The organism is Streptomyces sp. NPDC102274, from assembly GCF_044766385.1.
In the GTDB taxonomy this organism is placed as follows: Bacteria; Actinomycetota; Actinomycetes; order Streptomycetales; family Streptomycetaceae; genus Streptomyces.
Genome location: NZ_JBIWLW010000025.1, coordinates 50715 through 71531 on the forward strand (window position 1 = coordinate 50715; position 20817 = coordinate 71531).

The following is a 20817-nucleotide window of genomic DNA, read 5'->3' on the forward strand; positions in this document are numbered from 1 at the left end:
TCCCGAGGAGCGAGGAGCACCGATGCACGACGACCGATCCCTGGTGGAAGGGCGGCTGGAACGGGCGCTGCGCCAGTTCATCCGTCCCGCGCAGTACGCGGCCCGGGAGCCGCTCTCGCTCTCCGTCTGGCACGCGCCGGGCGAGCCGGTACCGGTGGAGCAGGCGCTCCAGGGCTCCTACGAGCCGTTCACGACCGGTACGGAGTGGGGCTCTCCCTGGTCCACCAGCTGGTTCCGGCTGGAGGGCGTGGTCCCCGAGTCCTGGGCCGGGCGGCCGGTCGAGGTGGTCATCGACCCCGGATTCACCGGTGCGGGGCCCGGTTTCCAGGCCGAAGGTCTGGTGTACGACACCGCGGGCGTCCCCCTCAAGGGCATCCATCCACGCGACCGGCACATCCCCGTCGCCGCGCCCGCGGCCGGTGGCGAGCCCGTCCGTCTGCTGCTGGAGGCGGCTGCCAATCCGGCCGTCCTGCACGACTTCCGGCCGACGCTCCTCGGTGACGTACTGACCGCGGGCGACCGTCCGCTCTACCGTTTCACCGCCGCCGATCTGGCCGTTCTGGACGAGGAGGTCTGGCATCTGATCCTCGATGTCGAGGTGCTCACGGAGCTGATGCGCGAGCTGCCCGCCGACCGCTCACGCCGCCATGAGATCCTGCGCGCCCTGGAGTCCATGCTCGACGCGCTCGATCTGCACGATGTGGCGGGCACGGCCGCCGCCGCGCGCGGTGAGCTGACGGAGGTGCTCTCCCGGCCAGCGTCCCCGAGCGCCCACCGGATCTCGGCGGCCGGGCACGCCCATATCGACTCGGCCTGGCTGTGGCCACTGCGGGAGACGGTACGGAAGGCGTCGCGCACCTTCGCCAATGTCACGGCGCTCGCCGCCGACTACCCGGAGCTGGTCTTCGCCTGCTCGCAGGCGCAGCAGTACGCCTGGGTGCGGGACCATCAGCCGCGTATCTGGGAGCGGATCAAGCAGGCGGTGGTGGACGGGACATGGGCGCCGGTGGGCTCCATGTGGGTGGAGTCGGACGCCAATATGCCGGGCGGTGAGGCGCTCGCCCGGCAGATCGTGCACGGCAAGCGGTTCTTCCTGGAAGAGCTGGGCGTCGAGACGGAGGAGATCTGGCTGCCCGACTCCTTCGGATACACGGCGGCCTTCCCGCAGTTGGCGAAGCTCGCCGGGGTGAAGTGGTTCCTCACCCAGAAGCTCTCCTGGAACCAGTCCAACAAGATGCCGCACCACTCCTTCTGGTGGGAGGGCATCGACGGCTCGCGCGTCTTCACCCACTTCCCGCCGGTCGACACCTACAACTCGCAGTTCCATGGCTCCGAACTGGCCCACGCTGAGCGGAACTTCGCCGAGAAGGGCCGGGCGTCCCGCTCGCTGGTGCCGTTCGGCTGGGGCGACGGCGGTGGCGGCCCCACCCGCGAGATGATGGAGCGGGCACGGCGGCTGAAGTCCCTGGAGGGCTCGCCCCGGGTCGAGATCGAGCACCCGGCGGCCTTCTTCGCGGCGGCCGAGGAGGAGTACGGCGACCGGGCCCCGGTCTGGTCGGGCGAGCTGTATCTGGAGCTGCACCGTGCCACGTACACCACCCAGGCCAAGACCAAGCAGGGCAACCGGCGTGCCGAACATCTGCTGCGGGAGGCCGAGTTGTGGGCGACGGCGGCGGCGCTGCGCTCCGGGGGCCATGCCGCTCCGTACGCGTATCCGTACGAGGAGCTGGACCGGATCTGGAAGACGGTGCTGCTGCACCAGTTCCATGACATCCTGCCGGGTTCGTCGATCGCCTGGGTGCACCGGGAGGCGCGCGCGACCTACGCGGCGGTACGGGACGAGCTGACGGGCATCATCGGGGACGCGCTGGCGGCGCTGGGCGGCGACGGGAGTGCGGTGGGGGTGTGGAACGCGGCCCCGTTCGCCCGCCGCGATGTCATCGCGGCCCGCGCCACCGATGTGGCGGAGGGTGTGGTGACGCAGTCGCTGGCCGACGGTGAGGTCCTCGCTCCGGCCCTGGTCAGGGCGGTGGCGCCGGGCACGTTCACCCCGCTCGCCCCGGCCCCCGTGACGGCCGTGCCGGCCGACGGCGGCTACGTGCTGCGCGATCAGCGACTGGAGGTGGTCATCGACGCGGACGGGCTGCTCGCCTCCGTAAGGGATCTCGTCGCGGACCGTGAGGTGCTCGCGCCCGGCGGCCGGGGCAATCTGTTGCAGCTGCATCCCGACCACCCCAATCAGTGGGACGCCTGGGACATCGACCGGCACTACCGCCGCCGGCACACCGATCTGACCGCCGCCGACTCCGTCGAGCTGATCGAGGAGGGGCCGCTGAGGGCGGCGGTACGGGTGGTGCGGACGTTCGGGGCGTCCCGGATCACACAGGAGATCAGGCTCACCGCCGACACCCGGCGGGTCGATATCGTCACCGAGGTCGACTGGCAGGAGTCGGAGAAGGTCCTCAAGGCCGCGTTCCCGCTCGATGTGCACGCCGAACGGTCCACCGCCGAGGTGCAGTTCGGCCATGTGCACCGGGCGACGCACGACAACACCGGCTGGGACGCCGCCCGGTTCGAGATCTGCGCGCACCGCTGGCTGCGGGTCGCGGAGCCCGGCTACGGCGTCGCGCTGCTCAACGACTCGACCTACGGGCACGATGTGACCCGGACGCCGCACCCCGACGGGCTCGGCACGACCGTACGGCTGACGCTGCTACGCGCACCGCACAGCCCGGACCCGGAGACCGATCTGGGCACGCACCGCTTCCGGTACGCGCTGCTGCCCGGCGGGACGGTGGAGGAGACCGTACGGGAGGGCCTGGCGCTCAATCTGCCGCTGCGTGTGGCACCGGCGCCGGAGCAGGTGCCGCTGGTGAATGTCGACCACCCGGCGGTGACCGTGGAGGCGGTCAAGCTCGCCGAGGACCGGAGCGGGGATGTGATCGTACGGCTCTACGAGTCGGCCGGCGGCCGGGCCGAGGCGACGCTGCGGGTCGGTTTCCCGGTGATCGGGGCGCGGGTGACGGATCTGCTGGAACGGCCGCTGCACGACGCGGAGACGGACGAGGAGGGACTGCGGCTGCGGCTGCGGCCGTTCCAGATCCTGACGCTGCGGCTCACGCCCGCCTGAGCCTTTGAGGCGAACGGGGTGAACCGGGCCGTGGGTATCACAGCCGGGGCACGTTCCGCAGGTTGGAGCGTGCCATCTGGACCATGCGGCCCACCCCGCCTTCCAGGACGATCTTGCTGGCCGAGAGCGCGAATCCCGTCACCATGTCGGCGCTGATCTTCGGTGGGAGGGACAGTGCGTTCGGGTCGGTGACGATATCGACCAGCGCCGGGCCCCTGTGCTTGAAGGCGTCCTTGAGCGCGCCCGCGAGCTGCCGGGGCTTCTCCACCCGTACCCCGTAAGCTCCGGCGGCGCGGGCGACGGCGGCGAAGTCCGGGTTGTGGTTGGTCGTGCCGTACGAGGGCAGCCCGGCCACCATCATCTCCAGCTCCACCATGCCGAGCGCGGAGTTGTTGAACAGGACGATCTTCACCGGCAGGTCGTACTGGACGAGGGTGAGGAAGTCGCCCATCAGCATGGAGAATCCGCCGTCCCCGGACATCGAGACGACCTGGCGGTTCCGGTCGGTGAACTGCGCCCCGATGGCCTGCGGCAGCGCGTTGGCCATCGAGCCATGGCTGAACGAGCCGATGACACGGCGCCGTCCGTTCGGTGTGAGATAGCGGGCCGCCCAGACATTGCACATGCCGGTGTCGACGGTGAACACGGCGTCCTCGTCGGCGAGTTCGTCCAGTACGGAGGCGACGTACTCGGGGTGGATCGGGACATGCTTCTCGACCTTGCGGGTGTACGCCTTGACCACGCCCTCCAGCGCGTCGGCGTGCTTCTTCAGCATCTTGTCGAGGAACCTACGGTCCGTCTTGGCCCGTACGCGCGGCGTCAGACAGGTCAGGGTCTCGCGGACGTCTCCCCAGATGGCGAGGTCCAGCTTGGAGCGGCGGCCGAGGTGTTCGGGCCTGATGTCGACCTGGACGATCTTGACATCGTCGGGCAGGAAGGCGCTGTACGGGAAGTCCGTGCCCAGCAGGATCAGCAGATCGCACTGGTTGGTGGCCTCGTAGGCGGCGCCGTAGCCGAGAAGTCCGCTCATCCCGACGTCGTACGGGTTGTCGTACTGGATCCACTCCTTGCCGCGCAGTGCGTGCCCGACGGGGGACTTGACGCGCTCGGCGAACTCCATCACCTGGGCATGCGCGCCGGCCGTACCGCTGCCGCAGAAGAGGGTGATCCGGTCCGCCTCGTCGATCATGCGGGCGAGCTTGTCGATCTCCGCGTCGCCGGGGCGTACGGACGGCCGGGAGGTGACGAGCGCGTGCTCCTCCGCCTTCTCGGGGGCGGGCGCGGAGGCGATGTCGCCGGGCAGCGTGACCACGCTGACGCCGCTCTGCCCGATGGCGTGCTGGATCGCCGTCTGGACGAGGCGCGGCATCTGTTTCGGGTTGGAGATCATCTCGTTGTAGTGACTGCACTCGCCGAACAGCAGACTCGGGTGGGTCTCCTGGAAGTAGCCGAGACCGATCTCGCTGGACGGGATGTGGGAGGCGAGGGCGAGGACGGGCGCCATGGAGCGGTGCGCGTCGTAGAGGCCGTTGATGAGATGCAGATTGCCGGGGCCGCAGGAGCCGGCGCAGGCGGCGAGCTTGCCGGTGATCTGGGCCTCGGCACCGGCCGCGAAGGCGGCGGTCTCCTCGTGCCTGACCTGGATCCAGTCGATCGCGCGGGTACGGCGGGTGGCGTCGACGACGGGGTTGAGGCTGTCCCCGACAACCCCGTACAGCCGTTTGACCCCTGCCCTGACGAGGAGGTCGACGAACTGTTCCGCCACACTCTGCTTGGCCATGGAAGCGCACCCCTTCTGTCCGGTGTCCATCAACGCATGCCGGACGCGGTTACGCCTCCCAGACGCCGACCGCCGTGCGGTCGTCGGCGTAACCCTTCACCCGCAGCCGGGTGTCCGCGAGGAACTCGGCCATACCGGGTGGACCGCCCGGACCCCAGCGGTCGGCCAGTTCGCGGGCGAGGGCGGGCTCACCGCGCAGCGGTTCGGACAGACCGGCGCTGCACAGCAGGAGGGCGTCACCCGGACGTGCCACCGAGGCGCGGAACCGGAACGGCTCGGGCGGCGGAGGCGGCTCCTCGCCGTACGGGGAGGGGGCGTACGGGGAGGGGGCGTACGGGGACGGGGGCTTCGTGATCGCCAGATCCATCGTCAGCCGGTCGCCCTCGGGTGTTTCGGCCGGCGAGGGGCCGAAGCCGGTCACGGGCGCGCCGGTGGAGGGGGCGGGCTCGGCGACAGGGGGCTCCAGGTCCTGCCACGCACCGTCCCTGAGCCGGAAGAGACCGCCGTCACCGACCCCGAAGAACACGCGTGTACGGCAGTCGGGATCGGCGGAGAGCAGCAGACAGCGCAGGCCGGCGCTGTACTGCCCCGGAGGCAGCCCCAGTTCGGCGGCGCGGGCCCGGAGCTTGCCGAACCCCCGGTCGGTCAGCCGGTGCAGCCCGGACTTGAGATCGCCCCTGCGGTCCGCCCTTATGTCCGCGGAGAGGCTGCCGTGGCTGCGTCCGACGGCGCCGCCGATCCACCGGACCACGTCCGCCGCGGCGCGATGCGCGCCCTCGGTGGCGCGGGCGCCGCTGGCCACGGCGACGAGCACGAGCGCGTCGGCGCCGTCCCCGAAGCGGGCGGTCAGCAGCGCGTCGCGGCGGGGATCGCCGCAGTAGCGCGCGGAGTCGCCCCGTACGGACATGGCGCGCAGGGTGTACGCGCCGTAGCGCGCGCCGTCGAGGACGGTGTCGGCGACGATCTCGTCCATCCGGTCGGCGTGCGCGGCGGGCAGGGCGGTGGGCTCGGGGTCGTAGGTGGGCGGCCTGTCGCCCACATGGGTGACGGGGGCGGGCGGGGCAGGCGGGACGGCGGGCTCGCGGGGCGCGGGGGTGACGGGCTCACGGGGCGCGGAGGCGACGGGAGTTGGCCGGCGCGGGTCCGGGGGCCGGGGCGTGGGCGTGGGCTGGGACCGGGGTGACTCGGCCGTGGCGCCCGGCAGCGGTCGCGCGTCGCTGGGCGTGTAGGGAGCGGCCGGCTCCCACGGTGCCCACGCGGCGGGGGGCTGCGGTCGCGGTCGCTCCGGAGCCACGGTTTCCGGCCACGTCCCGGCCACGTCCGACATCCAGTCCACGACCGCGTCCGACACCGCCTCCGACACCGCCTCCGACACCGCGTCCGCCGCCGAGTCGAAGCGGTCGTCGAGCGTGTCACCCGCCGCCGGGGCCGGACCGGTGTCCGGCGTGGACGCGTCGTACAGCCGGTTCCACCAGTCGCCGTCGGCCGACTTCTCCCCCTGCTGGCTCATGACCCTATTTTCGACCGCGGCAGGGACGCGAAAACGGAGCGCGGGGAAAAGAAAACGGGGCGCGGGGAAAAAGGGTGGCGAGAAGAGGGCGGGGAGAAACCCGGAATCCGCCGGGCGACCCCACCCCCCACGGGAAGGACGCCCGGCGGACGTTCACAGATTCGAGCAGAGCCAAGTCATGCATACCCAGGTGGCATATGACCGGTCTGGTGCCGCTGTGATGGCGCCACCTTGGCAGACAGACGGCCTGTACAGGGATGATGAGGGCGGCGGGTTTACGCCGTGGCCGGTTTCCGCCACGACCCGTGGCGGAAAGAGTGCGGCCGGGAAGGCCGCGCGGGCGTCCAGGGAGGGGTAGGCAGGGATGCTGGGAGCGATAGGTCTCGACGAGAGACAGGAGTCCGCGTACCGCGCGCTGGTGGCGATCGGCGCCGCGGAGGTGGCGGATCTGGCCCATCGGCTCGCGCTCCCCGAGCCCGACACCGAACGGGCCCTGCGCCGGCTGGAACGGCAGGGCCTGGCCGCGCGGTCCTCGTCCCGTGCCGGACGCTGGGTCGCGGCGCCGCCGGCCGTCGCGCTCGGCGCGCTGCTCACCCAGCACCGCCATGAGCTGGAACAGGCCGAACTGGCCGCCGTGCTGCTCGCGGAGGAGTACCGCGCGGAGGCCACCGAGCCCGCGGTGCACGATCTGATCGAGGTGGTGACGGGCGCGAGCGCGGTGGCCCACCGCTTCCGCCAGTTGCAACTGGGCGCCGCGGAGGAGGTCTGCGCCTTCGTCACCGGCCGGCCGGTGGCCATGACCGGGATGGACAACGAGGCCGAGGAGCGGGCGGCCGCGCGCGGGGTCGTGTACCGGGTGGTGCTCGAACGCGAGGTGCTCTCGCTGCCCACCGGTGTCACCGAACTGTCCGCCGCGCTCGGCCGCGACGAGCAGGTCCGGGTGACCGAGCGGGTACCGACGAAGCTGGTGGTGGCGGACCGCGCCCTGGCGATGGTGCCGCTGACGGGCCGTGGGGTCGGGCCGGCGGCCCTGGTCGTGCACGCCAGCGGACTGCTGGAGTCGCTGTTGGGGCTCTTCGAGGCGGTGTGGCGCGAGGCGCTGCCGCTACGGCTCGGCACCGGCGGCACGGTCACGGAGCTCGGCCTTCCCGGCCCTGACACCACCGACCTGGAGATCCTGTCCCTGCTGCTCGTCGGCATGACCGACGCGAGCGTGGCCAAACAGCTGGACCTGGGGCTGCGCACCGTACAGCGCCGGGTGAAGGGGCTGATGGAGCTGAGCGGGGTGACGACCCGTCTCCAGCTGGGCTGGCACGCCTACGAGAAGGGCTGGGTGGCGCGCGACCCGCGGCCCTGAGCCCGGTCCCGCACGGGTGGGGCGGACGGAAGTGCGGCAGCTCGTCCTGGCGGGCCTGGTGATCCGTCACGCGGAGCCCGGCTCCCCGCCCGTGCCGACGGGTACGGCGTGGTCCGCGTCGAGACACAGATGCCGTGTCGCGTAGGACCGCCAGGGCCGCCACGCCTCGTCGTCGCCTTCGCCCTCGGGCGCCACATCCGGGTCGCCGAGCGCCCGCATCCGGATCAGCGCCGCCGTACGACGGGTCACCCCGGGCACGGTCAGCAGAGCCCGCTCGGCCTCGTCGCGGTCCGCTCCGGGGTCGAGCCGTACGGTGCCGTCGGCGAGCGCGGTGGCGAGCGGGCCCGCCACCGGGTCGGTACGCAGGGCGGCCGGCTCGGGGAACAGCCGGTCGGGCCGGCCGTGGGGGCGGTTCACCGGCTCGCCGTATCTCTCGACGAGCCGCACGGCCGCCGCGTGGCCCACGAGCGCGCGCAGCGCGTACTCCTCCGGTTCCGCCGCGCCGGGCGAGCGCAGCCCGGGGCGGGCCGCGACGAGCGGGGCGAGACGCGGGTCGGCACCGAGACGCTCGTCCACGGCGTACGGATCGGCGTCGAGGTCGAAGAGCCGGCGCAACCGCTGTACGGCGGTGGTGAGATCGCGCAGCTCGGTGAGGTGGATTCGCGCCTCCAGCCAGCCGCTCCGGGCGCGTGGGTCGCGTGGGTCCCGTGCGTCGCCGGCCGGCCGGGCCTCGTCCACGGAGACGAAGCCGGGGCCGTGCGGCAGCCGCAGCGTACGGCGGTAGGTGCGGGCGCCGGGTTCGCCGGTCACCTCTTCCGTGTGCGGGAGCGCTTCCGCGGCGAGGAGGTCGAAGACCTCGCGCTCGGCGTAGGGGCCCCGGTAGGCGAGCCGCAGGGGGATGCCGGTGAGACGCGGCACATCGGTGCGCGGCGCCCGGTCCGCGGGGAGCGCCGGGGGCCCGGTCAGGGTGCGGGTGCCCGCCCCGGTCCCCGACTCGGCGCGCAGCGCGCTGGGGGTACGGGCGTAGATCCGCCGGATCGTGTCGTTGAACTGGCGCACGCTCGCGAAGCCGGCCGCGAACGCGATCTCCGTAACCGGCAGCCCGGTCGTCTGGAGCAACACCCGTGCCGTGTGCGCCCGCTGGGCACGGGCGAGGGCGACGGGCCCGGCGCCCAGCTCGGCGGTGAGCTGGCGCTGCACCTGCCGGGCGCTGTAGCCGAGGCGCCCGGCCAGCCCCGGCACGCCCTCCCGGTCCACGATCCCGTCGCCGATCATCCGCATCGCGCGGCCGACGACATCGGCGCGTACGTTCCACTCCGCCGACCCGGGCACGGCGTCCGGCCTGCACCGTCGGCAGGCGCGGAAGCCATGGCCCTGGGCGGCGGCCGCGGTCGGGTAGAACCGTACGTTCTTCCGCTTCGGCGTCACGGCGGGGCAGCTCGGCCGGCAGTAGATCCCGGTCGTCTCGACGGCGAAGAAGAACGCGCCGTCGAAACGCGCGTCGCGACTGGCGACCGCCTCGTATCTCGTCTCCTCGTCCATCACGGTTTCCAGTGTGCGACGGCCCGGACCACCGGACTGGCGGATTTCGGACGCCACACTCGGCGCGTACGGCGCCCCGGCGCGTCCCGCGGTCCGGGGACGGGCTGCCGGGGCGCACAGCTGTACGCCGGCGTAAGGCGCACAGCCATACGCCCCGGCCCGGCGCTACCGGATCCGTCCGCGCTTGGCCTCCATGGCCGCGCGGCCCTCCGCGCCCTTGCGCTTCCAGTCCCGCCGGATCTCGCCGCGCAGCCGGGCGTCGGTCTTGGCGACGATGCGCTGGTTCTCGCGCAGCAGCTTGCGGTAGCTCTCCAGCCGCCGCACGGACAGCGAGCCGTCCTCCACCGCGGCGAGCACGGCGCATCCGGGCTCCGCCAGATGCGCGCAGTCGTGGAACCGGCACTCCTCGGCGAGCCCCTCGATCTCCGAGAAGACCTGCCCGACCCCGGTCTCGGCGTCCCACAGCCCGACACCGCGCAGCCCCGGAGTGTCGATGAGCACACCGCCCCCGGGCATGGTGAGGAGATTGCGGGTCGTGGTGGTGTGCCGCCCCTTCCCGTCCACCTCACGGATGGCCCGCACCTCCATCACCTCGTCCCCAAGGAGGGCGTTGGCGAGGGTCGACTTCCCGGCCCCGGAGATACCGAGGAGGACGCTGGTGCCGCCCGACAGCACGGCGGAGAGCACATCGATCCCCTCCCCCGTGGCCGAGCTGACGGTCAGCACCTGTACTCCGGGCGCGGTGTTCCGTACGTCCTCGACGAGATGGCCGAGGACGGCGGGGTCACTCACGAGATCGGCCTTGGTGAGCACGATGACCGGGAGGGCGCCGCTCTCCCAGCCGAGGGCGAGAAAGCGCTCGACCCGCCCGAGGTCGAGTTCGACGGCGAGGGAGACCGCGATGACCGCGTGATCGACATTGGCCGCGAGGACCTGCCCCTCGGACCGGGTGGAGGCGGTGGACCGTACGAACGCGGTGCGCCGCGGCAGATAGTCCCGTACGAACCGGGGATCGCCGCCCGGGTCGACGGCGGCCCAGTCGCCGGTGCAGATCACCCGCAGCGGATCACGCGGCGTCACGAACTCGGTGTCGGCCCGCACCGGTCCGTACGGGGTGACGACATCACACTGGCCGCGGTCGACCCGCACCACACGGCCGGGCACCAGACCGCGTTCGGCATACGGAGCGAACTCGGCTTCCCAGCCCTCGTCCCAGCCGTAGGGGACGAGCGGATGTGAGGTGGGGAAGGCCAGCAGAGAGGAGAAAGACAAGGGGGAACCCTTCACAAGGGTGGCCCCGGCGCGCGCGTGGGCGCGAGAAAGAAAGAGGAAGGTCAGCCGGAGACCACGGGGGTGGGATTGATGAACTTCTGTTCCTGGGCAGCGCCCAGCGTGGAGACAGTCATCAATGTCCTCACCTCCTGATTCCTCGAACCGAACCTCACCGCACCGGACCGATCCGATACGCGACGGCCGACGACGGCGGTCGGCCGTACGGCGCTCACCCTAGACGTACCGGGCGAGGTGACGCGAGATATTTATCCGGGCCCGTCCGCCGATACGGCCGGGGCCGCCACCTCCGCGGACGCCGCGGCGTGGCACGCGCCGCGACCGTCGGCGCGGGCGACGATACGGCCCGCCTCGACCCGTACGGCGGCCTCGGTCGCGTCGCTGACGGCGGGCAGGCCGGCCGTCGCCGCGAAGGCGCCCGACTCGTCGAACACCACTTGCAGCCGGGGCCAGGCCGAGGGCGGAAACGCCTCGCGCAGACAGTTGCAGAGATCGGCGACGGTCAGCCGCGCCAGTGGTGCCAGTTCCGCGGGGTCGCCGGTGACGAGGACGGCGGTGATCCGGGCCCCGGCCGGTGCGGCACGTACCGCCTCTTCCACGGCGTCGATCCGGTGCAGCCCGAGGAACGCCACCACGCCGTCGTCCGTGAGGCGCGCGGGTCCGCCACGTACCGCGTCCCGCACCCGCGGCGGGTCCCACGGCTCGTCGGTCGGCCATGCCTCGGTGATCACATGCGAGGGCGGCCACCAGTCGTCCAGCACGAGGCCGGCCAACTGCTCGACGGCGCTGACGACGTTGAAGGGCTCCACGAAGCCGGGCGCCACGGCGGCGAGCCGACTCGCGCCGTGCAGGGTGGTGAGCGCGGCCTCCGCGACGCGCACCTGACTGCCGGACCCGTCCGACCCGTCGTGCGCGTCGTGCCCGTCGGACCCGTCGGACCCGTCGTGCCATTCGGACGGCTGAAGGCGCTCAAGGGCCAGCCCGAGCAGGATCGCGTCCAGCTTCATCAACTGTGCGAAGGGCCGCCGGATCCGCCCCTCGGCGAGGACTTCGGGCATCACATGCATACCGAGCCGGGCCGGGCCCTGTTCCTCGTCGGTGTCGGCGAGCGGCAGCCGCGCGACCCATGCGCGAGCGAGCGCGCCGAGCGCCTCACGAGTGGTCCTGACGACGACCTCGGGTGCGGTCCCACGTGCGGCCCCGGGTACGGACTCGGGCAGGGGCTCGGATGAGAGCTCGGCGTCGGACATGGACTCACGCTCGGCGAGACCGGCCAGGACCGCGAAGTAAAGGGCCCTTTTCCCGGGGAAGTTGGAGTAGACCGCCCCGCGTGTCAGTCCGGCGCGTTCGGCGATACCGTCGACCTTGGCGTCCCTGAATCCGCGCTCCGCGAACTCGTCTCTGGCGGCGGCCAGTACCTTGGCGCGGTTGTGCTCCTGCAGCTCCGCTCTGCTGAGCCGGCCCATCGCCCTCACTCGTCCCCGCGTTGCTGTTCAGTGCCGCTTCAAGATACCGTGACCACTCAGATGGTGATGTCATATGGTCCAACCATGCGAACGCCGCACAACCGTTGAGGAGACGCTTCCCAGTGGCACACATCGGTGACGGCGGCGAACTGCTGAAGTGCACTTTCTGCGGGAAGAACCAGAAGCAGGTCAGGAAGCTCATCGCGGGTCCGAGTCCCGTCTGCATCTGCGACGAATGCGTGGGGCTCTGCAATGAGTTGATCGCGGAGGAGCTCGACGACGCGTACGGGGACGGGCCCTGGGAGCTGCCGAAACCGCGCGAGATCCATGCCTTTCTCGACCAGTATGTCGTCGGTCAGACGAAGGCCAAAATGTCGCTCTCGGTGGCGGTCTACAACCACTACAAGCGCATCCGGACGGACGAGCGGGCGGACGCCGCGCACGCGGACGAGCCGGTCGAACTCGGCAAGTCCAACATCCTGTTGATCGGTCCGACCGGCTGCGGCAAGACCTATCTGGTCCAGACGCTCGCCCGGCTGCTCGACGTGCCGTTCGCGATCGCCGACGCCACCGCGCTCACCGAGGCCGGGTATGTGGGTGAGGATGTCGAGAACATCCTGCTGAAGCTGATCCAGGCGGCCGACTACGACGTCAAGAAGGCCGAGACCGGGATCATCTACATCGACGAGATCGACAAGGTCGCCCGCAAGAGCGAGAACCCGTCGATCACCCGCGATGTCTCCGGCGAGGGCGTCCAGCAGGCCCTGCTGAAGATCCTGGAGGGCACCATCGCCTCCGTACCGCCCCAGGGCGGCCGGAAACATCCGCAGCAGGAGTTCATCCAGATCGACACCGCCAATGTGCTGTTCATCGTCGGCGGCGCCTTCGCCGGGCTGGAGCGGATCGTCGAGCAGCGGGCCGACCGCGGGGGCATCGGCTTCGGCGCGACGATCGCCGGCAAGGAGGAGCGGGAGCAGCGCGATGTCTATGCCGAGGTGATGCCCGAGGATCTGCTGAAGTTCGGGCTGATCCCGGAGATCGTCGGCCGTCTCCCGATGGTGACGACCGTCCAGCCGCTGGACCGGGCGGCGTTGTCGCGGATCCTCACCGAGCCGCGCAACGCGCTGATCAGGCAGTACCAGAGGCTCTTCGAAATCGACGGCGTGGAACTGGAGTTCACCGAGGACGCCATCGGCGCGATCGCCGAGCAGGCGCTGTTGCGTCGCACCGGCGCCCGCGCGGCCCGCGCGATCCTCGAAGAGGTGCTGCTCAATGTGATGTACGAGGTGCCGAGCCGGGACGACGTGGCGCGGGTCGTGGTCGACCGCGACACCGTGCTCGACAACGTCAACCCCACACTCGTACCGCGCGAGAAGCGCGCCCGCACAAGGGAACGCCGCAACCGCTCCGCGTAGCGCGCGGTCGGCCCGGTGGCTGAAAATGCCCCGGCCGGTGGGCCTCTTGGGAACCGCTTTACCTTCTGGGGTAGTTCTGGTGGCGTTCAACACCCCTATGAAGGAGTGGACGCCACGATGGTGTTCAAGAAACTGCTCGGAGCCGTCGGTGTCGGCGGCCCCTCGGTCGACACAGTGCTGGACGGCTCGGCAGCCGTGCCGGGCGGCCCGCTGTCGGGTCGGGTGCTGCTGCGGGGCGGCCGTACGGACCTGGAGATCGAGCAGATCACGCTGGACCTGGTCGCCCGTGTGGAGGCCGAGGGACACGACGAGGAGAGCGAGGGCACGGTCGTCTTCGACCGGGTCACCGTCGCCGGCGGGTTCCGGCTGGCGGAGGAGTCGGAGCATACGATTCCGTTCACGCTGACCCTGCCGTGGGAGACGCCCGTGACCGAGCTCTACGGCCAGCAGCTGGGCGTGGTACTCGGCGTACGGACCGAGCTGGCGGTGTCCGGGGCTCGGGACAAGGGCGATCTCGACCAGCTCAGTGTGTCTCCCCTGCCGGTCCAGGAGGCCGTTCTGGAGGCCCTCGGACAGCTCGGCTGGGGTTTCAAATCGGCCGATCTGGAGCTGGGCCGGATCAACGGCACCGACCAGCGGCTGCCCTTCTACCAGGAGCTCGAACTCACCCCGCCGGCGCACTACGCGCACGTGCTGAACGAGATCGAGGTCACCTTCCTCGCCACCGCCGGCGGGATGGACGTCGTCATCGAGGCCGACAAGCGCGGCGGGCTGTTCTCCGGCGGACACGACACGGTCAACCGGTTCACGGTCTCGCACCACAACGTCCAGCACGTGGACTGGAACGCCGAGGTCGACAGGTGGATCAAGCAACTTGTCGACAGCCGTGGCGCGCAGCCGGGCCACTACGGCGGACACCACGGCGACCACCACCACGGCGACCACCACTCCGGCGGGCATCGGTCCGGTCCCGGTACGGGAGCGGTGGTGGCCGGTGTCGCGGCGGGCGTGGCGGTAGGTGTGATCGGCGGCATGGTGGCCGCCGAGGTCGTCGACGAGATCGGTGACGCGTTCGAGGACGAGGGCGAGGAGGACGAGGGCGGCGACGAGTAGCGGCCCGCCGTCCGACGGGGCGGACACACGCGGGGCGGTGGCCGACGGCCGCCGCCCCGCGTGTCATGCCGGTCGGCCCGGCCCCGCCAGGTTCCGGCGAGTTCCGGCGAGTTACCGCGAGTCCTGTGCAGGGCCCGTCAGATCTCCCTGGGGATCTCCCTCGCGTCCAGCCAGACCGCCGTGTCCGGCGGCAGCAGGGTGGCGTTCTGCCCGGCGCCGGCCGTCAGTTCACCGCTCGCCAGCAGCGGCTTCGCCCCGGCGGGCAGGGTCAACGGCAGTGGCGCGTCGGAGAGATTGACCCGGCAGACCAGGCCCGCGCCCTTCCTGAAGGCCAGTTCGCCCGGGACCGACGGCAGCCACGCGAAGCTCTCGTCGCCGCGGAAGCCCCGGCGCAGGGACAGCGCCGTACGGTACAGCTCCAGGAAGGAGTCCGGCCTGCCGGACTGGGCCTCCACCGACCACCCGCCCCAGCCGTCGGGCTGCGGCAGCCAGCTGCCGCCGGGGCCGAAGCCGTACGAGGAGCCGGCCGTGGTCCACGGCAGCGGCACGCGGCAGCCGTCGCGGCCCTTCACCCGGTGTCCCGTGCGCTCCCACATCGGGTCGCGCAGCGCGTCCGCCGGCAGATCGGCGACCTCGGGCAGGCCCAGTTCCTCGCCCTGGTAGTGGTACGTCGTACCGGGCAGCGCCAGGGTCAGCAGCGCGGCGGCCCGCGCCCGCCGGCCGCCCAGGGCGTCGTCGGGCTCCGGATCCCGGCCGTCGGTCCGCAGCCAGGCGCGGACGTCCATGCCCTCCGGCAGCGCGTACCGGGTGCGGTGGCGCACCACATCGTGGTTGGAGAGCACCCAGGTCGGCAGGGCCCCGGCCGAGGCCGCGCCGGTGAGCGAGGTGTCGATGACGTCACGGAAGGAACCGGCGTCCCACGGGCAGCGCAGATGGAAGAAGTTGAACGCCTGGTGCAACTCGTCGGGCCGGGTGTAGAGGGGCAGCCTGCCGGCGCTCACACCCGCCTCGGCGACCATGATCCGGGGCGGGGCGTACGAGTCGGTGATCTTCCGCCAGACGCGGTAGATGTCATGGACCTCGTCGCGGTCCCAGAAGGGGTGGTTCTCGCCGCTGGGCGGGGAGTTGAGGGGCGCGGTGTCACCGCCCCGGGTATCGCGCAGCGGCGCGGTGAGGTCCTTCCGCAGCCCATGCGCCACATCGATACGGAAGCCGTCGACCCCGAGGTCCAGCCAGAAGCGCAGGACGCTCTCGAACTCCGCCGTGACGTCGGGGTTCTCCCAGTTCAGATCGGGCTGCTCGGCCGCGAAGATATGCATGTACCACTGGCCGTCGGGGACCCGTGTCCAGGCCGGGCCGCCGAACTTCGACTGCCAGTCCGCGGGCGGCTCGGCGCCGTCGGGGCCGCGTCCCTCCCGGAAGACGAAGCGGTCACGGGCGGCCGAGCCGGGCTCGGACGCCAGTGCCTCGGCGAACCAGGGGTGCTGGTCGGAGCAGTGGTTCGGCACAATGTCGACGATCGTACGGAGCCCGAGCGCGCGGGCCCGGCCGAGCAGCGCGCGGAAGTCGTCGAGGGTGCCGTGCCGCGGGTCGACGTCCCGGTAGTCGGCGACGTCATAGCCTCCGTCGGCCAGTGGGGAGCGGTAGAACGGCGTGAGCCAGACGGCGTCCGCGCCGAGTTCGGCGACATGGCCGAGCCGGTCGGTGATCCCGCGGAGGTCGCCCATTCCGTCGCCGTCGGCGTCGGCGAAGCTGGGGACGTAGATCTGGTAGACGACGGACTCCCGCCACCAGTCGCGCCCGTGGTCTCTCCCGCCGTGGTCTCTCCCGCCGTAGCCGTGGCCGTTGCCGCTTCCGTCGCCGTCGCCATTGCCGTCCGGGAACGCGTGCTGAGTCACTGATACCTCTCGTGCTGGGCTGAGGGGGCGCTGAAACTGTAGTGGTGCGGTGCGATCATCCCTTCACCGCACCGGACGGCTCAGCGCGCGGTTGACCACCGCCGGCACCGCGCGCACGGACGCGGTGAGTACGGAGGTGTCCACGGAGGTGTCCCGGCCCGCGGCGGCGAACGGCGACAGTGGCCCGTTGCCCGTCTCTCGGCCAGATGACGTACGGAATCGAAGTCGGTCCGGCTCGCGGACGGGTGGACGATCTCGATCTCCTCGCGGCCCGTCGCGACGAGGAGGCCGAACCTCCGGCGCCCGCGCGGGGTGTCCACCGGCTCGGCCGGCGCCTGATGCGGCGGGAGGGTCGGGTGCGGTCCGTCAGAGATGGGGCCGGGGCGCCGGATGTTCCAGGCGGGGCGCCGGGCTCGCGGAGACAACGGGGACAGAGACGACAGCGGCCGCGTGGGGGCGCGGGGTCGCGGGGGGGCACGGGATTCACGGGGCGGGTCCTTCGCCCGGTCGTCCGGCGACCAGCGGCACGGCGACCCGCGTGCATCGAAGCGGAGGCCCCCCGGCCGCGCTCCGCAGGACCGAGACGGATCCGGTCACGCCGAACGCGGCCCTGGACGCACGGCGGGCCACGGCGGCAGGCCACGCCGTACGCACGGAACTCGCCGCGCCGCGGCCCCGGAGCTGACCCTGGAGCTGCTGACGATCCTCACCGAGCGCCGCCGTCCCGGCAGCGGAAGACCATGACCGACTGCCGGTGAAGCGGATCGCGAGCGGGTCAGCGGCCCAGTTCGCGCATCAGCTCGGCCTTGTTCATGGACGAGCGGCCGTGGACATTGCGGCGCTGCGCCTCGGCGTAGAGCTGGTCGTACGTCGGCCCCGCGGCTCCGCTGTGCGAGCGCTGCCCGCCGCGCCTGGAGGACGACATGTCCTCGGTCGACGTCTTGCTTGCCGTCTGGGACTCCCCCGCACGGGCCCGTTCCTTGTTCACGGTACGCGCGGCGATCTCCTCCGACCGCATCGCGCTCTCGCCGCGCTTTCGCACACTGTCCTTGATGTGTTCGTACTGGCGCTCACGTTTGGGGCTGGAACCTCGTGGCATGTGGATCACTCCTCATGGTCCGTTTTATGGCGGATAGTGCTCTTGAGGTCACCCTCCTACCCCCCTTCGGGACCGGCAACTTGATGGCGATGGCACGCGCGCGGCCGTACGGGTCTCCTCACCGGCCCCGCCGCGGAAAAGACGTTCCGTCCGGCGCTGCCCGATACTGTCCGGCGCCGTCCGGCGCCGTCCGGCGCCGTCCGGCGCCGTCCCGGGTCTTCCCGCGTCTTCCCGCCGGTCCGACCAGTCGGTACGTTTCCGGCAACCAGATCGGCAAGCGGGCCACCCGGCCCGCCCCGGGCGACGGAGGGGCCAGATGACACCACGCGTACCGCGAATACAGGGGCACTGCGACGAGCGGTTCGCCGCCGTGCGCGCCGCGTTCGAGCGGAACTTCGAGGAGCGCGACGAACTGGGCGCGGGCGTGACCGTACTGGCCGGCGGCGAGACGGTCGTCGACCTATGGGCGGGGTGGGCCGACGGCGCGCGGACCCGGCCGTGGGAGCGCGAGACCCTGGTCAATGTCTGGTCGACGACCAAGGGTCCGACAGCCCTGTGCGCGCATCTGCTGATCGACCGCGGGCTGCTCGACCCGGACGCGCCGGTCGCCGCGTACTGGCCCGAGTTCGCCGCCGCGGGCAAGGAGGCCGTGCTCGTGCGGCATCTGCTCGCGCACCGCGCGGGACTGGCGGGACTGCGCGAGCCGCACTCCGTCGAGCAGCTCTACGACTGGGAGTTGACCACGTCACGGCTGGCCGCGACGGAGCCCTGGTGGGAGCCGGGCACCCGGTCCGGCTATCACGCCATCACCTACGGCTTCCTGGTCGGCGAGGTGGTCAGACGCGTCACGGGCCTGCTGCCGGGCGAGTTCCTGCACCGGGAGGTGACCGGGCCGCTCGGGATCGACTTCACCATCGGGCTGCCGGAGAAGGAGACCGCCCGCGCCGCCGAGCTGGTGCATCCGCGCGCCCCACTCACCAGCGAACGGGCCGCCGCATTCGCCCAGTTGGAGCCGGTCGCGCTCGCGACCCTGGGCAACCCGGCGACAGGGGCCGCCGAGGCCAACACGGCCGCGTGGCGCGCCGCCGAGATCCCCGCCGCCAATGGGCACGGCACGGCCCGCGCGGTCGCCGCGCTGTACGGGATCGTGGCCGGGCGCGGGCGCCTGGGCGAGCACCGGGTGCTCTCCCCGGAGACCGTCGAGCGGATCCGCGAGGGCCAGGGCGGCTGCCGGGACCTGGTGCTCGGGGCGGGCTTCGCCCATGACACGGAGATCGGCCTCGGGCTCTGGCTGAGCGGACTCAACGGCTCGTACGGCCCCAATCCCCGGGCGGTGGGCCATGACGGCTTCGGCGGTTCCTGCGGACTCGCGGATCCGGAGGCGGGCATCAGCATGGGTTACGTCATGAACCGGATGGGGTCGCACATCGCCGACGATCCACGCAAGATGGCGCTGATCGACGCGTTGTACAGCGCGCTGTAGCCCGCGCCACAGCCCCCTCGGCGGACGCGGGAGGTCCCTCAACGGCCCCCTCGGCGGCGCCTCGGCGGTTCTCGGCGGTCCCTCGGCGGTTCTCGGCGGTCCCTGGATTCGCCCGGCTCGCCCGAGGGGCCGCACGGCCGTCGCCCCCGCCCCATCCGCAGCACACGCCACACGGGTGCGCAAGAGCGCCCTGCCGGTCGAATCCCCGTACTGTCTCGGGCTGTTGCACACCCGTTCCACGCCCGTACCGATTACATTCAGCCATGATCAACACGAGGGCAATTCGGTGGTACGGCGCATAAACGGGCGACGGACGCGCATAGATGAGAGCGATCACTCTCTTCCCGCCGGTAACTTGAAGCCACTGCGTCATACATCCACCACCCTCGGTGAAGCATGTGTGTTTGTGACGGATCTTCGCGTGGCCGAATGACATCAGGAGACAAACCCCCTGCCTGGCGTGTGCCTTGACGGATATTTGCCGGTGCTTTGCCGTCGGCACAGGCTTTGCAGCAGCTCACGCATCGCCGTCCGCCGGGCCGGTGAAACCGGCCAACAGGGCGGTCCGTCCCGGAACTTCGGGGGCGCTCGGGCCGCCGACGGTCGATCCACGTCGTCGGTCCAGAAGTCGGCCTTGCTTCAAAAGCAAACGGAGTCAACGATTCGGAAGTGCGGTTGACAGGTCCACGGCTAAAACCGAATAGCCATGGACGATCGCACCCCCAGCGGCCCGCTCACCCAACGGGCCACGCGTTTCCCCCACCAATGGAGGATTTTGTGACCTTCAAGCGCTTCTCCCCCCTCGGCTCGGTTTCCAGACGAGCTCGGCTCCTCGCCGCCGCCTCCGGTCTGGTGACCGCCGTCGCGCTTGCCGCCCCGGCGGCCGTCGCTGCTCCCGCCCCGGCCCCCCAGCCGAGCGCGGCGCAGCTCGCCAGCGCGAGCACCGCCATCGCCGACGCGGACGTCGCCGGCACGGCCTGGTACACGGACAAGGCCTCCGGCAAGATCGTCCTCACCGTCGACAGCACGGTCACGGCCTCGGAGATAGCCACGATCAAGGACTCCGTGGGCGACGCCGCGGGCGTCACGGTCAAGCACACCCCCGGCAAGATCAACAAGCTCATCGCCGGCGGCGAGGCCATCACCACCAGCGGAAGCCGCTGTTCCCTCGGCTTCAACGTCCGCAGCGGCTCGACGTACTACGCGGTGACCGCCGGACACTGCACCAACATCGGCAGCTCCTGGAACATCGGTACCAGGGCCGGTACGAGCTTCCCGACCAACGACTACGGCCTCATCCGCCACTCCAACTCGGCTGCGGCCGACGGCCGGGTCTACCTGTACAACGGCTCGTACCAGGACATCACCTCCGCCGCGAACCCCTCGGTCGGCCAGAGCGTCCGGCGCAGCGGCTCGACCACCGGTGTCCACAGCGGTTCGGTCACCGGCCTCAACGCGACCGTCAACTACGGTGGCGGCGACATCGTCTACGGCATGATCCAGACCAACGTCTGCGCCGAGCCCGGTGACAGCGGCGGCGCGCTCTTCGCCGGCAGCACGGCGCTGGGCCTGACCTCGGGCGGCAGCGGCAACTGCTCCTCCGGTGGCACCACGTTCTTCCAGCCGGTCGTCGAGGCCCTCAACGCCTACGGCGTCAGCGTCTTCTAAGCGACACCCTCCCTCGGACTGCCCGGCGGGCCGCGCACCTGGTGCGCGGCCCGTCATGGCGTGTCC

At 71.5% G+C, this 20817-nt stretch carries 13 protein-coding genes; 6 read left to right on the forward strand and 7 right to left on the reverse strand.

What is annotated here, in order from left to right; genetic code table 11:
- The first annotated feature begins 22 nt into the window (after nucleotides 1-22).
- Complete coding sequence (locus tag ACIRQP_RS28615; RefSeq protein ID WP_403894528.1) at nucleotides 23-3130, forward strand: alpha-mannosidase; 3108 nt, start codon at nucleotides 23-25, stop codon at nucleotides 3128-3130.
- Between the two features lie 37 nt (nucleotides 3131-3167).
- Here the strand turns inward: ACIRQP_RS28615 and ACIRQP_RS28620 are convergent, their stop codons facing one another.
- Nucleotides 3168-4910: a pyruvate dehydrogenase gene (locus ACIRQP_RS28620; protein ID WP_403894530.1), complete on the reverse strand. Its 1743-nt coding sequence runs from the start codon at nucleotides 4908-4910 to the stop codon at nucleotides 3168-3170.
- A gap of 49 nt (nucleotides 4911-4959) precedes the next feature.
- A complete protein-coding gene (locus ACIRQP_RS28625; protein ID WP_403894533.1) occupies nucleotides 4960-6420 on the reverse strand; it encodes a protein phosphatase 2C domain-containing protein in 1461 nt (486 codons plus the stop codon).
- Between the two features lie 364 nt (nucleotides 6421-6784).
- Between ACIRQP_RS28625 and ACIRQP_RS28630 the strand changes: the two genes are divergently transcribed.
- Nucleotides 6785-7777: a helix-turn-helix domain-containing protein gene (locus tag ACIRQP_RS28630; protein ID WP_403894536.1), complete on the forward strand. Its 993-nt coding sequence runs from the start codon at nucleotides 6785-6787 to the stop codon at nucleotides 7775-7777.
- 66 nt (nucleotides 7778-7843) lie between these two features.
- Here ACIRQP_RS28630 and ACIRQP_RS28635 read toward each other — a convergent pair whose 3' ends face one another.
- The 3 genes from ACIRQP_RS28635 to ACIRQP_RS28645 form a co-directional block, all read right to left on the reverse strand.
- A complete protein-coding gene (locus ACIRQP_RS28635; protein ID WP_403894706.1) occupies nucleotides 7844-9319 on the reverse strand; it encodes a bifunctional transcriptional activator/DNA repair enzyme AdaA in 1476 nt (491 codons plus the stop codon).
- A 165-nt stretch (nucleotides 9320-9484) separates the two neighbouring features.
- On the reverse strand, nucleotides 9485-10591 hold the full coding sequence (rsgA, locus tag ACIRQP_RS28640; protein ID WP_403894539.1) for a ribosome small subunit-dependent GTPase A: 1107 nt from the start codon (nucleotides 10589-10591) through the stop codon (nucleotides 9485-9487).
- A 266-nt stretch (nucleotides 10592-10857) separates the two neighbouring features.
- On the reverse strand, nucleotides 10858-12075 hold the full coding sequence (locus ACIRQP_RS28645; RefSeq protein WP_403894542.1) for a TetR/AcrR family transcriptional regulator: 1218 nt from the start codon (nucleotides 12073-12075) through the stop codon (nucleotides 10858-10860).
- 122 nt (nucleotides 12076-12197) lie between these two features.
- Between ACIRQP_RS28645 and clpX the strand changes: the two genes are divergently transcribed.
- Nucleotides 12198-13490, forward strand: a complete 1293-nt coding sequence (gene clpX, locus ACIRQP_RS28650) for an ATP-dependent Clp protease ATP-binding subunit ClpX (protein ID WP_403894545.1) — start codon at nucleotides 12198-12200, stop codon at nucleotides 13488-13490.
- 117 nt (nucleotides 13491-13607) lie between these two features.
- A complete protein-coding gene (locus tag ACIRQP_RS28655; RefSeq protein ID WP_403894548.1) occupies nucleotides 13608-14603 on the forward strand; it encodes a sporulation protein in 996 nt (331 codons plus the stop codon).
- Nucleotides 14604-14740: 137 nt separating this feature from the next.
- Here ACIRQP_RS28655 and ACIRQP_RS28660 read toward each other — a convergent pair whose 3' ends face one another.
- Nucleotides 14741-16369: a glycoside hydrolase family 13 protein gene (locus ACIRQP_RS28660; RefSeq protein WP_403894708.1), complete on the reverse strand. Its 1629-nt coding sequence runs from the start codon at nucleotides 16367-16369 to the stop codon at nucleotides 14741-14743.
- 907 nt (nucleotides 16370-17276) lie between these two features.
- Nucleotides 17277-17600 carry a plasmid stabilization protein gene (locus tag ACIRQP_RS28665; protein ID WP_403894551.1) on the reverse strand — a complete coding sequence of 108 codons (324 nt, stop codon included), beginning with the start codon at nucleotides 17598-17600 and terminating at the stop codon, nucleotides 17277-17279.
- A gap of 316 nt (nucleotides 17601-17916) precedes the next feature.
- Here ACIRQP_RS28665 and ACIRQP_RS28670 point away from each other — a divergent pair, with 316 nt between their 5' ends.
- Nucleotides 17917-19083, forward strand: coding sequence for a serine hydrolase domain-containing protein (locus ACIRQP_RS28670; RefSeq protein ID WP_403894554.1), 1167 nt, complete (start codon nucleotides 17917-17919; stop codon nucleotides 19081-19083).
- 777 nt (nucleotides 19084-19860) lie between these two features.
- Nucleotides 19861-20751: a S1 family peptidase gene (locus ACIRQP_RS28675; protein WP_403894557.1), complete on the forward strand. Its 891-nt coding sequence runs from the start codon at nucleotides 19861-19863 to the stop codon at nucleotides 20749-20751.
- Nucleotides 20752-20817 lie beyond the last annotated feature (66 nt).

Excerpts from the sequence above, each read along its gene's own strand:
- ACIRQP_RS28615 (WP_403894528.1), top strand. The coding sequence starts at position 23 with ATGCACGACGACCGATCCCTGGTGGAAGGGCGGCTGGAACGGGCGCTG.
- ACIRQP_RS28620 (WP_403894530.1), bottom strand. The coding sequence starts at position 4,910 with ATGGCCAAGCAGAGTGTGGCGGAACAGTTCGTCGACCTCCTCGTCAGG.
- ACIRQP_RS28625 (WP_403894533.1), bottom strand. The coding sequence starts at position 6,420 with ATGAGCCAGCAGGGGGAGAAGTCGGCCGACGGCGACTGGTGGAACCGG.
- ACIRQP_RS28630 (WP_403894536.1), top strand. The coding sequence starts at position 6,785 with ATGCTGGGAGCGATAGGTCTCGACGAGAGACAGGAGTCCGCGTACCGC.
- ACIRQP_RS28635 (WP_403894706.1), bottom strand. The coding sequence starts at position 9,319 with ATGGACGAGGAGACGAGATACGAGGCGGTCGCCAGTCGCGACGCGCGT.
- ACIRQP_RS28645 (WP_403894542.1), bottom strand. The coding sequence starts at position 12,075 with ATGGGCCGGCTCAGCAGAGCGGAGCTGCAGGAGCACAACCGCGCCAAG.
- ACIRQP_RS28655 (WP_403894548.1), top strand. The coding sequence starts at position 13,608 with ATGGTGTTCAAGAAACTGCTCGGAGCCGTCGGTGTCGGCGGCCCCTCG.
- ACIRQP_RS28665 (WP_403894551.1), bottom strand. The coding sequence starts at position 17,600 with ATGCCACGAGGTTCCAGCCCCAAACGTGAGCGCCAGTACGAACACATC.
- ACIRQP_RS28670 (WP_403894554.1), top strand. The coding sequence starts at position 17,917 with ATGACACCACGCGTACCGCGAATACAGGGGCACTGCGACGAGCGGTTC.